General features: G+C 60.9%; 10 protein-coding genes. 6 read left to right on the top strand and 4 right to left on the bottom strand.

All coding sequences use genetic code 11. From position 1 onward, the window contains the following. Positions 1-15 precede the first annotated feature (15 nt). The 3 genes from BBX50_RS04870 to BBX50_RS04860 all read right to left on the bottom strand — a co-directional run bounded on the left by BBX50_RS04870 (position 16) and on the right by BBX50_RS04860 (position 3448). Positions 16-1119, bottom strand: a complete 1104-nt coding sequence (locus BBX50_RS04870; RefSeq protein ID WP_244513100.1) for a glycosyltransferase family 4 protein — start codon at positions 1117-1119, stop codon at positions 16-18. A 122-nt stretch (positions 1120-1241) separates the two neighbouring features. Then, on the bottom strand, positions 1242-1901 hold the full coding sequence (locus tag BBX50_RS04865) for a response regulator transcription factor (protein WP_065774269.1): 660 nt from the start codon (positions 1899-1901) through the stop codon (positions 1242-1244). Positions 1902-2362: 461 nt separating this feature from the next. Next, complete coding sequence (locus BBX50_RS04860; RefSeq protein ID WP_065774189.1) at positions 2363-3448, bottom strand: glycosyltransferase; 1086 nt, start codon at positions 3446-3448, stop codon at positions 2363-2365. Positions 3449-3880: 432 nt separating this feature from the next. Between BBX50_RS04860 and BBX50_RS04855 the strand changes: the two genes are divergently transcribed. The 3 genes from BBX50_RS04855 to BBX50_RS04845 all read left to right on the top strand — a co-directional run bounded on the left by BBX50_RS04855 (position 3881) and on the right by BBX50_RS04845 (position 6575). Continuing rightward, a complete protein-coding gene (locus BBX50_RS04855; RefSeq protein WP_065774188.1) occupies positions 3881-4786 on the top strand; it encodes a formyltransferase family protein in 906 nt (301 codons plus the stop codon). Positions 4787-4884: 98 nt separating this feature from the next. Next, entirely contained in the window at positions 4885-5856 is a 972-nt protein-coding gene (locus BBX50_RS04850) for an ATP-grasp domain-containing protein (protein WP_065774187.1), read from the top strand. Positions 5857-5861: 5 nt separating this feature from the next. Further along, positions 5862-6575 (top strand): HAD family hydrolase, encoded by a 714-nt coding sequence (locus BBX50_RS04845; protein ID WP_065774186.1) that lies wholly within the window; start codon positions 5862-5864, stop codon positions 6573-6575. 179 nt (positions 6576-6754) lie between these two features. Here BBX50_RS04845 and BBX50_RS04840 read toward each other — a convergent pair whose 3' ends face one another. Further along, positions 6755-7945: a calcium-binding protein gene (locus BBX50_RS04840; protein WP_065774185.1), complete on the bottom strand. Its 1191-nt coding sequence runs from the start codon at positions 7943-7945 to the stop codon at positions 6755-6757. A 251-nt stretch (positions 7946-8196) separates the two neighbouring features. Here BBX50_RS04840 and BBX50_RS04835 point away from each other — a divergent pair, with 251 nt between their 5' ends. The 3 genes from BBX50_RS04835 to BBX50_RS04825 all read left to right on the top strand — a co-directional run bounded on the left by BBX50_RS04835 (position 8197) and on the right by BBX50_RS04825 (position 14230). Beyond that, a complete protein-coding gene (locus BBX50_RS04835; protein ID WP_083213541.1) occupies positions 8197-9978 on the top strand; it encodes a type I secretion system permease/ATPase in 1782 nt (593 codons plus the stop codon). Beyond that, on the top strand, positions 9975-11297 hold the full coding sequence (locus BBX50_RS04830; RefSeq protein ID WP_065774183.1) for an HlyD family type I secretion periplasmic adaptor subunit: 1323 nt from the start codon (positions 9975-9977) through the stop codon (positions 11295-11297). Before BBX50_RS04835 ends, BBX50_RS04830 begins: the two co-directional genes overlap by 4 nt. A 917-nt stretch (positions 11298-12214) precedes the next feature. Further along, complete coding sequence (locus tag BBX50_RS04825; RefSeq protein WP_244513099.1) at positions 12215-14230, top strand: nucleoside-diphosphate sugar epimerase/dehydratase; 2016 nt, start codon at positions 12215-12217, stop codon at positions 14228-14230. Positions 14231-14263 lie beyond the last annotated feature (33 nt).

Raw genomic sequence — 14263 nt, 5'->3', positions numbered from 1 at the left:
CTGCCGCATGCCGTCTCAAGTCGTCAGGCGCGCCGTCGGGGACAGGGCGGAAACGGTCCTTGGCGGGGCAATGACGTTGTCCCATTGCTGAAGGACGGAGGAGGTTGCGTAACGTGAGGCGACCGCACGCGCGCCGGCCGCTCCGATCCGCTGTCTGAGCGTTGCATCGCCTGCCAACCGGTCTATCGCCGCGGCCAGTTGCTCGACACTCTCCGGAGGTAGCAACACGCCCACCGTCGGCGTGTCGATGATTTCCGAGGGCCCCCAGGGACAATCGAAAGCGATGCTTGCGAGGCCTGCTGACATCGCCTCTAGCAGCACGTTGGGAAAACCCTCGAAGCGGGAGCTGAGGACGAAGATATCGCCGGCTTCAACCCATTCGACCGGTGATTTCGTCGTGCCGGGAAGGCGAATGCGGTCCATCAGGCCGAGATGGCGAACCTTTTCCTCGAGCGGGCGCCGTTCCGGGCCCTCACCGAAGATGGTCAGTGTTATCTTCGGGTTCCGCCTGGCGACATCCGCAAAAGCGTCGACCAACAGATCGAAACCCTTCTGTTTATCCAGACGCCCGACGGCCAGCACCCGCGCGCCCTTGCTTTGCGTGCGGGTGCTGGCAAGTGGAAGCGTGACCGGATTGGGGATGATGACGGCCTTCTTTTTCAGGTCCGGCGGCAGCGACTGCACCGCCTCTGCCGTCTGCATCACCAGCCGATCCGCTACTCGGGCGGCCAGCGGTCGCGATAGCCGCCACAGCGGGCTCATGGTCTGGGTGTTGAAGTTGTTTCGCTCGGAAAGAACGACCCGCAGGCCGAGGCCGCGTGTGGCCAGGACGACCATGATGTTGATCTTGGTCAGGAACGATATGACGACGTCGGGTGACAGTGCCCGCAGTCGCGTGCGCAATCGAATGACACGTTCGGCGGTTCGAAGGACTCGGAACGGCGTGCCGCTGCCGAGCGCCTCGACGCGGATCGTCTTATCATAGGCAAAGTAGGTCGCCGGGCTTTCTGCATTGACAGCAAGAACATGGACCTCGTCGCCACGCGCGGCGCGGTGGTGTGCGAGGAGGTTGACGACCTTTTCCGCGCCGCCCGCCTCAAGCCCTGATAGCACAAACACAATCCGCAAAGGCGGCTCCTGTCTCAACTGCGGCAAGCGTGGCATTTCGCTGCCGGTGCCTTGGCCTGACCGCCTGTCATCAAAGTGCCGGAGCGCCGTGCGTTTATTGTGCACGCCACGCTCTAGAGGGCGCTCATCCAGCCATGGGTCAGGGCGAAATGGACAATTTGCGCCCGCGTGTGGAGCTGCAGCTTCTCCGTTGCGCGCGCCTTATAGGTTTCGATCGACTTGACGCTCACATTCGTGCGCGCGCCAATCTCCTTGTTGGAATAGCCGAGCGCGACGAGACGCAACACGTCTTGCTCGCGACGCGTAAGTCCGGGCACGCCGACCACCTTCATGGCACGTGATCCAATGCCAGGCGGTGTGCGGGTCAGTTCCTGGGCGGTTGGCGGATCCAGATACAGGCCGCCGAGCGTCACTGAACGGACGGCGAGCAGCAGATGTTCGGGGGCGGAGCATTTTTGGATGAACCCTTTAACGCCGATCTGAAGCGCCTGCTGCGCATAGGTTCGTTCCTGGTAGATCGTCATCACCACCACATAGGCCGAAAGCTGCTGCCTTAGGATCTCTTCGGCAAGCGAAAGGCCGCTCATGTCGGGAAGGGAGATGTCGATAACCGATACGTCCGGGCAGGTCTCCTTGACGAGCGCAAGCGCCTCGGCGCCGGTTGCGGCGGCGCCGACGCAGACGATATCGCTTGTCGTCGCGATTGTTGCCCGGGCGCCAACAATGACGAGCGGATGGTCGTCGACGATGACTGTGCGTATCGGTGCCGTCATGATGCCCACCCGACGGAGTGCGCATTCGGCCGAGGAGGCGGCCGACGCCTGCCCGCATCCAGCATCCGACCGCCGCTGACGGCCAGGCCCAGGTCGTGCTGCCTTGTGGCGCCGCGCAGGCGCCACGACCCTTTCCCGTTGCTGTCACGGACGGCTCGGCAAGTCGTGTGTGGTGTCGGGTCTGTTATTCTTCGGGTTACATGCATGTCAAAATGCCCGCAGAAGAAGTGCTTGTGATTAGATTATTTTAAGCCGCGAACTGCAATGCGTGATTGTATATCTGAAGAAATTGAAAGTATGTCTTTTAAAGTTTCGATGCTATCACATGCTTGCCATTGGTCAACGCGGCGATGTCTCGGCGCTGGAAGATGGTACGGACTGGGCCTCGTTTTCTTTTTCGTGCGGGCAACTGTCTCTTTCTTTGATATCCTGTTCAGTCGCTTCGTTCGCGCGGTGGCACGTCAGAAATTCCTCAGGAAGTTCGAGTAGCGCCTTTCGATCTTGTGCAGTGTGTATTCGCTTTCGATACGATCGCGGGCGAGATGGGCATAGCGGGCGTATTCTTCCGGCGAAAGGTCGAGCACTTTGCGCATGGCGTCGGCGAAGGCTTCCGGGTCGCGCGCAGGCACGACAATTCCCGCGCTGCCGGCAACCTCTGCCGCGTCTCCCACGTCGGTTGCCACCACCATCTTCGCGTAGCTCATCGCTTCCGCAACGACGTTGGGAAAGCCCTCCGTTCTCGACGATAGCGCGAGGATGTCAATGCTGCGGTAGAAATCCTCCATGTCCGCCACCTCGCCCCGCAGGTCGATGGCTTCGCTCGGCAGGCCCGCATCCGCGATCAACCGTACGACCTCGGGATTGTCCCAGGCCAGTCCCCGGCCGGCTGCAAGGAAACGCGTGTCCGGATGCGTCCGCAACACTGAGGCGGCAGCCCGAAAGAAGGTGGCGTGATCCTTTTGCGGATGGAAGCGCGCGACGATGCCAATCCGGCGGGGCGGCGCCTCGTGTCCGGCGGAAACGGCTGGAATTTCAAAGCCGTTCGGGATGACGACTGAGTTCAGGTTGCGATAGCCGTAGGCACGGTGCATGTCGCGCGCCCGGGACGAGTTGTAGATAATGCCGGATGCAGAACCGGAGAGCACTTTGGCGGCAGCGATCGCGAAGTGCGAGCTTCTCGACAGCGACGCGATGTCATCCAGCGACTGGCGAACGTTCCAGATCACCGGCGTCGCACAGCGGGCGAGTTTCGCAGCAACCGTTCCGACCACCATCGCATGGTACATCCAGCAGAGCATGACGCTCGGCTTTTCCTGGCGGATGATTTGGGCAAGTCGCATCGTGCCCTGAACGATGGCCGGCAGCGAACGCGCGCCGAGTGCCACATACTCGACGCGCGGGTTGTCCGCGAGGTCGCGGTTTCGCGCCGAGACGTCGAGCAACGACACGACCAGGACGCGTTCGTCGGATGAAGCCTTGAGCAGGCGCGCAAGCATCGTTTCAGCTCCGGCGCTTGCGCTGAAATTGGTGATCAAATGCAATATCATACTATGGATCCGAAGTTGCGCCGCAGCTGGGGCCTTCTCCGCATTCCCTTGGCTGGACTGCAGGGCTACACACGATGTGTTTCACTGCGCCTGCCACAAGCATTAAACTCCTTTGCGCGTTTCGCACGCTAGGGTATCAATTTTTTCCATTGCCTCAATTTCGGAGGGCACATCGGACGCGATCATTTCTGAAATTTGTTCGTTCTCAAAAATCGCCTTCGAGAGCTGAGCCCTAGAAAAGCAGTGGTTTTACGATACAACGGCTGACACTATCATGCAATTATTCTCTTGCAGTATAGCCCGCGTCTGAAATAGCATCCCCGCATATCATACTTGAAATACTTTAATATCGCCCACATGGGTTATTTCTCCCCTTGGTTGCGCTCTGGGTTGTGCATAACGCTCTGACACACTTTTTATTTGAGAAAAACAATGCGGTTTGTTTTGGTTGGTGCCGTAGAGGGATCCCGAATAGCGCTTGATGCCCTTCTGTCGAAAGGGCTGCTGCCGTCGCTGGTGGTCACGTTGCCGCCCGAGGCGGCCGACCGGCATTCCGATTTTGCCGATTTGACCGCGCCGGCACGGGCAGCCGGGAGCGCGGTCTTCCATACGACCAATGTGAACGCGGAAGAAACGCTGGAGGCCGTTCGTGCCAGCGCGCCGGACCTTGTGCTGGTTCTCGGCTGGTCGCAGATTTGTCGCCAGGCGTTTCGCGCCATCCCCCGTCTGGGGGTGATCGGCTTTCACCCGTCGGCACTGCCTCGGCTGCGGGGACGGGGGGTTATTCCATGGACAATCCTGCTCGACGAGAAGACGACCGGGTCGTCGCTCTTCTGGATCGATGAAGGCACAGATTCCGGCCCCCTCATCCTGCAGCGACTTTTCGCCCTCGCTCCAGACGAGACGGCGCGCAGTCTCTACGAGAAACATGTGCGCAATCTGGCAGAGATGGTTCCGGAAGCCGTCGCCCTGGCGGCGGCAGGAAAGGCGCCGAGGACCGAGCAAGACCACAATCTGGCGAGTTACTGCGCAAAACGCGTGGCGGAGGACGGTCTGATCGATTGGCAGCGTCCAGCAACGGACATCCTGCGCCTGATCAGGGCAGTCGGGGAGCCTTATCCCGGCGCCTTCGCTCGCCAGGAGGGAAAACCCATCCATATCGACGTGGCGCGCACATTTGCGGATTCCTTTCGCTATGTCGGCCTCGCCGGGCAAGTTCAGGCGCACACGCCGGACGGTTTCACCGTCATGTGCGGCGACCGACAGTGCATCGAGGTGACCGGCTGGCGCACGGCCAATGGTCGACGCCCCGCCGTGCACAGCAAACTGGGATCGTGAGGCAGCCAGAAGCGGATGCGTGGATTGGCGTTCGTTCGGTTTCGCAGAGGCAAATGTGAATGATCATTGTGGCTCCTCGTCATTAGGAGAAGGCGCGTATGGCGTACAGGTCGCTCAATATCCTCGTCTCTTCCGCAGGAAGGCGCGTCGGCTTGATCGAGTGCTTTCGTCGGGCCGCTCGGGCCCTTGAGATCGAGGTCAAGGTCTTCGCCTGCGACGTCGATCCGGATTTAAGTGCCGCCTGCGCCGTTGCCGACAGGGCCTTCACCGTGCCGCCCTACGACCACCCGCAATTCGCTGCTCGCCTGATCGAGCTTGCGCGCGCGCATGACATTCGGCTGATCGTTCCGACCATCGATCCTGAACTGGTGCCGCTCGCGGCCGCGGCGGATGATTTTGCTCGCTTCGATTGCCGTGTGCATGTCAGCCCACCGGCCGTCATCGACGTTGTCCGCGACAAGCTCGAAACCATGCGTGTCCTGGAAGCAGCGGAGGTGCCGGTCCCCCGAACCGGAAAGCTGGATGATGTCCGCGGCGCACTCTCCCGTTGGGATTGGCCGCTGTTCCTCAAGCCGAACGCCGGAAGCGCGAGCCGTTCAATCAGCATCGTGCGCTCGCAGGCCGATCTGCCTGAGACGACATCGGAGCCGATGATCCTGCAACAATATCTCGATGGCCCGGAGCATACGGTCAATGCCTTCGTCAAATCCGGTGGCGAACTCATCTCGGTCATCTCGCATCGACGCCTGCGTATACGGGCAGGGGAAGTCGAAAAGGGCATCACCGAGCGCCATCCCGCCCACCGCGCCATGGCCGAGGGCATCCTGCGGGCGCTGCCGGCCCTGCGCGGTGCATTCTGTTTTCAGGTTATCGATGATCGCTTGACCGGGCCGCGGGTAATCGAAATCAATGCCCGTTTCGGCGGCGGGTATCCGCTTGTGGACCATGCCGGCGCGACATTCTCCCAATGGCTGCTTGAGGAAGTGGCGGGATTGCCGAGCACGGCGCACGACAATTGGCGCGAAGGTGTTTTGATGCTGCGTTATGACGCCGCAGTATTCAGGGAGTAGCGGGTTTGTCCACCTCCGAACGAGTGCTTGTCTTCGATCTCGATGACACGCTCTATCTGGAGCGTGATTTCGTCGCGAGTGGCTTTAAGGCGGTTGCGACCTGGCTGGCTGGTCATGCTGGTATCGAAGGCTTTGCTGCGCATTGCGAAGCAGCCGTCGCGGGCGGGCATAGTGGACACGTCTTCGACGCGGCACTGGCCGCGATGGGCGTCGACGCCGATGCGAGCTTGGTCGCGCAACTGGTTGCGGTCTATCGCGGGCACGAGCCGAAAATCCATCTGGCAGCCGATGCGCGCCGTTTCCTGGCGCGCTCAGGCGTCGGGCGAAGGGCGATCATCACCGATGGGCCTGCGGCAACGCAGCAGGCCAAGGTGAAAGCTCTGGGATTGGAAACCCTCGTCGATCTCGTTGTCTTCACTGACGACTGGGGGCGCGAATTCTGGAAACCGCATGCGAGAGCCTTCGAAACGATCGAAGCCTGGGCACAGGTGAAACCGGGGGATCTGGTCTACATAGCCGACAATCCGCTGAAGGACTTCGTAACACCGCGCAGCCGTGGATGGCACACCGTGATGGTGGCTCGCGAGGCGCGGATCCACAACACGGCAGCGCCAGACGCCGCACATCGCGCCGACACGCAGATCAGCGATTTCGACGAACTGGAGGATGCGTTGCGAGCGTTCGATGCCGGCTATGCCGCCGAGCCATTTTCACCGTGAGCCGTATTCAGGGCCAATTCGCAGGGACGGAAGCGGCAGAGCCGCGCACCTTACGAGATGCGCGGCTCTTGAGGACTTTGAAGTGCTGCCTGCTCTTGGCCTTCAATCGGCTAGGATCAAAGGAACAAGAACGCGGCGGACGGCCGCGGTCCGCGCAATCGCGTCCGCGGCCGATACCCTTATGCGAACGTAAAGTCTGCGGCGCTGAAATTGGCTGCAGACAGCGTTCCATTCGGATCGTCGACGACGATCGAGAAGGCGTGCCCAGCCGAATCCTGCGCCTTCAGGATCACGTCGCCGTTCGGGTCGTCATAGGCGAACACGGTGCCGGGGCCACCCGTGTTGGTATAGCGGGTGACGCCGAGTTTCTCGATAACGATGCGGTCGACGCCGTCCTGGTAGTCCATGATCGTGTCCTGACCGTCGAGCGCACCAACGCCCTTGACGACGAAGCGGTCGGCGTCAGCGCCGCCCCAGAGGGAGTCGGAGCCGGCGTCACCGATGAGCGTGTCTCTGCCAGCATCGCCACGGATCGTGTCGTTGCCCGAACCGCCATAGAACAGATCATCGCCATCGCCGCCGTTCAGCGTGTCGGCGCCGTCTTCGCCGCTGATGCTGTCATTGCCGCCATCGCCGTAGACAAGATCGTCGCCCGCTCCGACGCTGATCCTGTCGATGCCGGCGCCGCCATGCGCCTCGTCGCGGCCGCTCTCGGAATCGAGGATGTCGTTGCCGTCACCGCCGTCGAGATAGTTGTTGCCGTCGCCGCCGTCGACCCGGTCATCGCCGATGCCGCCGTAGACGTGGTCATTGCCGGACTGGCCCTTCAGCGCGTCGTTGCCGCCTTCGCCGTAGATGTAGTCGTCGCCGGCGCCGCCACCGACGGCCTGCGTCGTCACCTTGCCGGTTGCCGGATTGATGCGGTTGATGAAGCCGTCATTGCCGTCGCCGGCATAGATGATGTCATTTCCCGCTCCGCCGTCGATGTATTCCTCACCGGCGCCGCCGTAGAAGGTGTCGTTGCCAGCACCGCCGAGCATGGTGTCGTGACCATCGCCGCCGTCGAGGGTATCGTCGCCGTCCTCGCCATCGAAAATGTCGTTGCCGAGGCCACCCAGGAAGCGGTCGTTGCCGATTCCACCATCGAAGGAATCGTTACCGACACCGCCTTCGGCATAATCGTCGCCCGGACCGGCCTTGAAGAAGTCGTTGCCGTCGCCTCCGTACATCCGGTCGTTTCCATCTCCACCGTCGAGATAGTCGTCACCGGCATAGCCCCAAAGGCTATCGTCGCCACCATATCCGTAAATCGTGTCAGCTACGTTCGTGCCATAAAGCGTGTCAGCTACGGGTCTTCCATGAACGATCATGTTTCCATCCTTTATTAGTGGGGCAGAATACGCGCCGTTGCTTTTACCGACCGCTGCGCAAGAACAGCAAGCGACCGGAGCGTGTGAAAACTGTGATCTGTCGCGTTATGTGGTGGGGGTCTAAAATAGCATCTATAAGCAACTGCTACAACAGATGTATAGTAACTGCTCAACCCCAGGCACGTTGACAGCAGGCACGACTTCCATCGATACGGCCCCACTCAAAATCCTAAAACCGGTGTCGGTACAGCATGGTGGACAAGAGAATCAGAAGCGGCAAATTACGTTCTGCGTTCCAGCGCAGCATGATCGATCTCGGCCTGTTCTCGACGGTCGTCAACGTTCTGGCGCTCACCTCGCCCCTGTTTTTGATCCAGGTCTACGATCGCGTTTTGCCGTCATCGAGCATCGAGACACTCGTCTATCTCTCGATCATCGCCTTCCTCGCCTTCGCGTTTCTCGGATTGCTTGATGTGATTCGCGCGATTTATGCGGTTCGCATGGCCGCCAAGCTCGACTACGAGCTTGGGCCAGCCGCTTTCGCGAGCGTGCTGGCGGCATCACCCGGCCGCGAGCCGGGAGATATCCAGCCGCTGCGCGATCTTGCAACCGTCAGAGGCTTTGTCGCGTCCCGCGGCACGCCGGTTCTCTTCGATTTGCCGTTCTCGCCCGTGTTCGCGGCGCTCCTCTACCTCTTGCATCCTCTTCTGTTCTGGATGACCACCATCGGTGCAATTATCATCATATTGTTGGTCTTCCTCAATCAGTACGTGAACAAGCGGGCGGCACAATTTGCTCAGGAGCGCATCACGAGCGCCAATCTGACGGCGCAGATGTTCAGTCGCAATGCGGAAACGGTGCGGGCGATGGGCATGACGGCGAATGTCGGCGAGGTCTGGGGACGCCAGTTCGCCGCGGCGACGGCCGCGTCTGACGGCAACCTTGTCGTCAACGCCGTCTTTGGCGGGGTGTCGCGGTCGGTAAGAATGATCCTGCAGATGGCGATACTTGCTGTGGGGGCGACCCTCGTCCTGAAGGGGCAAATGACTGCCGGCATGATCTTCGCATCATCGATCATGTCTGGCCGCGCGCTGCAGCCGCTCGATCAGTTGGTTGGCATCTGGAAGCAGGCGATGGAAGCGCGCAGCGCCTGGACGCGGTTCGAAAAGGTGATGGAAGCAGTTAGCGCCAATAGCCGCAGGCTTCGCCTCCCGGATCCTGTCGGCCATGTTGCCGTGCGCGACCTCCTCTATGTATCGCCGGATGCCGGAGCCGATCCCGAGCCGATCCTGAAGCGATTGAACTTTGCCATTGCCGCGGGTGAGAGCGTCGCCGTGGTCGGGCCGAGCCGGGCGGGCAAATCGACGCTCGCGCGCCTCTTGACCGGTGCTGTGGCGCCGACGGCGGGCTCGATTACGATTGACGGCGCGGATCTGAGAACCTGGGATCCCGAGCAACTCGGTCGTCTCGTTGGCTATCTCGCTCAGGACGTTCAGCTCCTGCCCGGAACGATCGCCGCCAACATCTCCCGCTTCGAGCCGAAGGCCGCCGATGAGACGGTGGTTGCCGCGGCACGTGCCGCCCACGCCAATGATCTGATCCTGTCGCAGCCGAAAGGCTATCAGACAGTGATCGGGCCGGGCTCCAGCAACCTCTCCGGCGGCGAGCGGCAGCGCGTCGGGCTCGCGCGCGCTTTCTACGGCGCGCCACGTCTCCTGGTGCTCGACGAACCGAACGCCAACCTCGACAGCGAAGGGGAAGCGGCCCTTGGCCGGGCGCTGAGGGAAGCGAAGGCGAGCGGCGTCACGGTCGTTATCGTCACGCATCGTATGTCGATTGCCACGACCTGCGACCGGATCCTGGTGATGAACAATGGCAGGGTCGAGGATTTTGGCCCGGCGGAGGAGGTGACGCGCCGGGCCCAGTCCGAGCGTGCAGAGAGGATCGCGAAAGCCACCGCCAACCGGCCTGCTGGCGTCTCGGCCACCAACATCTCCACCTTCGTGCCTGGCAGAACCGGTGAGCGGCCATGACGGTGGACGATGCCCGGCGATCATGGCGCGAGGCGATCGCGACGGACACCCTGCCAGTCGCGCGGCTGGGCTACGGCGCGCTTGTCCTGATCCTTGCCGGATTCGGCTATTGGGCGGCGACAGCGCCGCTGTCCGGTGCTGCTGTCGCTTCCGGCGCGATCACCGCCACGGGACGAAACGTCCTTGTCCAACATCTGGAAGGCGGGATTGTCGGTGAGATTGCGGTTCACGAGGGCGATGCTGTCGCGAGGGGCCAGACGCTGGTCGTGCTTGACGATACCGTCGCTCGCACCCAGCTCAACCGCCTCGCAAAGCAATGGGTCGCGCTGAAGGCGCGGGAGGCGCGCCTTGCCGCCGAGCGCGACGGACGGCGAGAGTTGACGATCGCCATCGGCAATGCACCGGCGACGATTTCGGCGGCGAGCCGTGACCTGACAGAAGAACAGGTCAAGGAGTTTCAGAGCCGGCTCGCGCGCTTCACCTCCGAAACCGTTATCCTGCAGCAACGGGTCGAAAGCCTGAACGAGGCGCTTGAGGGGCTGGCGGCGCAGAAGGTTGCGGTTGAGAAGCAAACGCAAATCGTGCGCAGCGAGGCGGAGCGAAAGTTCAGCCTTCTGGAAAAGGGGCTGACGAACCGCACGGAATACACCCAGCTTCTGCGGGTTGAAGCGGACCTGCTGGGCCAGGTCGGCATGCTGCAGGCGGAAGCATCGTCGAGCCGAACGCAGGTCGCCGAAGCGCGCGAACAGATCGAGCGGCTGAAGACGCAGCGTGTCGAGCAGGCGGTGACCGCGATGAACGAGGTGAAGACCGGGCTTGCTGATGTGGAGGAGCAGGTGCAGGCGGCGCGCCGCGTGCTCGACCGGACCGTTGTCAAGGCGCCCGTCGATGGGGTCGTCGTCGCCTCAGTCTACAATGCCATCGGCAGTGTCATCGGTCCCGGAGAGAAGATCATGGAGATCTTGCCGACCGGTGACCTCGTCGTCGATGCGCGCATCCACCCGCAGGATATCGACGTCGTTCACGTCGGTCAGCCTGCCAGGGTCCGTCTCTCGGCCCTGAACGCCAGCCTCACGCCGGAGGTACCCGCAACCGTTGCTCATGTTTCAGCCGATCGCCTGAGCGATCCGGCGACGCGTGAACCCTACTATAGAGCAGTGCTGCGCCTGGATATGCCGTTGCCGCAGGGGGTGCGCATGGAGCAACTCCATCCGGGGATGCCGATTGATGCCTTCATCGAGATCGGTGACCGGACGTTCCTTGAATATCTGGTACGGCCGATAGCCGATTCCTATCGGCGCGCCTTCGCCGGGGAGTGACCGGCGCGACGCCTATCCGCGAAGATGAATGGCTGTTGGCGGGGCGCCATGTTGGCGCGCCGGGCTCACGTATGACCAGTCGGGTATCGGCTGCCCGTCGGTCGGGAGAGGGTCAGGAATAGGCCTGTCGTCACCGTGTCGTGGCGCTCTCGCGCTTGGGGAAACGCGGCTCGCGCGCGCTAGGAAATGTGGCGTAGTGCCTTGTATACCCCAAAGTAAATCAGCGCTTTTGTCTATTTAATATTGCATTCATCGCCATTAAGTCATAATTAGTGGTTTTGTGGTCTTAAGAATAGTTAGTAATACATAATTTGTTCAGAATTTTTGTGGAATAGTTCCAAGTTCACTTTGGTGCTTAGTATATCATTTGTCGATCGACGAAGTCCCTGATTAATCCATATGGATTACAATGGCGTCATGATTAATACTATTAAGTTCTAAGTTGGTTAGGTAAATTGCTCTCGATAAAACAAAAAGATAATTTACATGTTGTTTTTGGCATGCGAGAGTTTTGGGGAAAGTTGCCTATTCTTTTCCGATAACGAATACATACGTCTGTAGATAAGCGAAATAGATTTCAGGTAACATAGTATGAAATCATAGGTATCAGAAGTTTATTCCAAACAAATTCAACGGGACAGAGATTGTCCCAAAGTACGTCTTTCGTCCGTCCGTTCTCGGCACGGCGGCTGAACGACGTTCTATGGATCGAAGGGTGTCGCATGCATCGCAACGAGGTCGCTGCCCAGCCCACTCAAGCCGTTGCCCCAGCTCAGCCCTTAACGGCGAGATATTGGGCCCGGTTCATCAACACACTCGCCTGGTTTGCCGCCGTCGGACGCGCCCTTCTGCGCTTGGCGGCAAGGACGACGGTATCGTCGGTCAAGCAGGTTCGCCGCTCGCGCAGGCTCTATGTCATGGATATCGCTTCGGCGTCGTTGGCGCTGGGGGCGGCCTTTTTCCTGCGCTACGGCTTCGACGCAATGTCCTCGAGACCGGAGCTCGCCTGGGCGCTGGTGACGACCGGACCGCAATACATCCTGGCGTGCGCGCTCGCCTTCCCGATTGCTGGATTGTACGCGCGGGACTGGCGCTACTGCTCGGTCTCGGATCTGCGCTCAATCCTGCAGGCCGTGCTGATCAGTTCGGCGGCACTCGTCTTGATGTCCTTCTTCGCCAACCGCCTCCAGGATATGCCGCGAAGCGTCGTGCCGCTCGAAGCGCTGCTCTTGACCGCGTTTCTTTCTGCGTCAAGGCTGAGCTTCCGGCTGGACGAGCTGGCATTGCGGCCGACACGACGGCAGCCGGTTGCTGAAGATAGTGCCGGCCAAATCCCGACCTTGCTTGTGGGCAGCGGTCATGCGGCAGATCTCTATCTGAGGGCGCTGCGTCGCGATCCGCATTGCAACCACAAACCGGTCGGCTGTTTGGAGGTTACGCCCGAACACACGGACATGACCTTGCGCGGGATCCCGATCCTTGGCGCCCTCAGCGATTTCGACCGCGTGGTCAGCGAGCTTTCCGAAAGTGGGCAAGTCCCGCGCCATGTGGTCTTTACCGAAGCTCTTTCGACCTTCGGCGAGGGCGCGGAGGATGTGGTGCGGCGCGCCGAAGCTCGCGGCATGACCGTGTCGCGCCTGACGCAGATCACGGAACTCAAGAGCGCCAAGCAGGAAAGCCGCTTCGAGCTTCGTTCGATCGAACTCACCGATCTTCTCGAGCGGCCGCAGGCGGCACTCGACAACGAGGCAATTCTCCGCCTCGTCCGCGGCCGGCGTGTCTTGATTACCGGTGCGGGCGGATCGATCGGCAGCGAGTTGACCTTGCAGGTGGCTGCCCGCGAGCCGGCGGAGCTCATTCTGGTTGAGAACTGCGAGTACAATCTCTATGCGATCGACATGGAGCTGGGCGAGCGGTATCCGGGCGTCAAGCGGACGGCCAATCTATGCAATGTGCGCAGGGCCAACCGGGTCAACGACGTCTTTGCAAGATATCGGCCGGAACTCGTGTTCCATGCTGCCGCACTCAAGCATGTGCCGATGGTGGAGCTCAACCCATGCGAAGGCGTGCTGACCAACGTGATCGGCACCATGAACGTGGCAAATGCGGCGCGTCGCTTCAAAGTGCAGGCGATGGTGCAGGTGTCGACCGACAAGGTCGTCAATCCTACCAGCGTGATGGGCGGCACCAAGCGGCTGGCCGAACTCTACTGCCAGGCTCTAGACTTGCATTGCCTCAAGAAAGGCTCCGGTCCGCGGTTTATGACCGTTCGCTTCGGCAATGTGCTCGGGTCTAGCGGCTCACTGATCCCGCTCTTCAAGCGGCAAATCGCCAAGGGCGGCCCGCTGACGGTTACGGATCCGCGTATGACGCGTTTCTTCATGACCATTCGCGAGGCGGTCGAACTGACGCTGCAAGCTTCGGCCTACGGGTTGGAGGGCGAAATTGGCAAAGGCGAGATCTTTGTCCTCGACATGAACGAGCCGATCAAGATCATCGACATTGCCAAGCGCATGATCCGGCTTGCGGGCCTTACGCCTGGCAAGGATATCGATATTGAGATCATCGGCTTGCGGCCGGGCGAAAAGCTGTATGAGGAGCTGTTTGACAGCAACGAGCAGCGGATCACCTCTCCGATCCCCGGTGTCCTCGGCGCGATCCCGAATGCCGTGCCGCTGGCGACGCTCAAGGAGATGTTTGCCCGCCTGAAGCTTTTTGCCGAACTCGGCGACCAGACGATGGTCTTTGCGATCATGAACAGCCTCATTCCGGGTTTTGACAAGCATTCGCCTGAAGGCACGGCAGGTGGGCAGCCATTTGACGGTGAAGACGCGGCGCTGGACGCCGATAGCGCCCATCTTTCCGAGGATGTTCTGCAGGCTGCGCTGGCAAGTCTGAGACGGGGACCACCTTCGACGCCGTTGCCGATGTGATCATTCCCTGTCTCGAACGCTTGTATGGAGCAG

This window comes from Ensifer sp. LC11, from assembly GCF_001695835.1.
Taxonomy (GTDB): Bacteria; Pseudomonadota; Alphaproteobacteria; order Rhizobiales; family Rhizobiaceae; genus Ensifer.
Note: the sequence above shows the minus strand (reverse complement) of the source record. Positions and strands in the feature narration are given on the sequence as shown.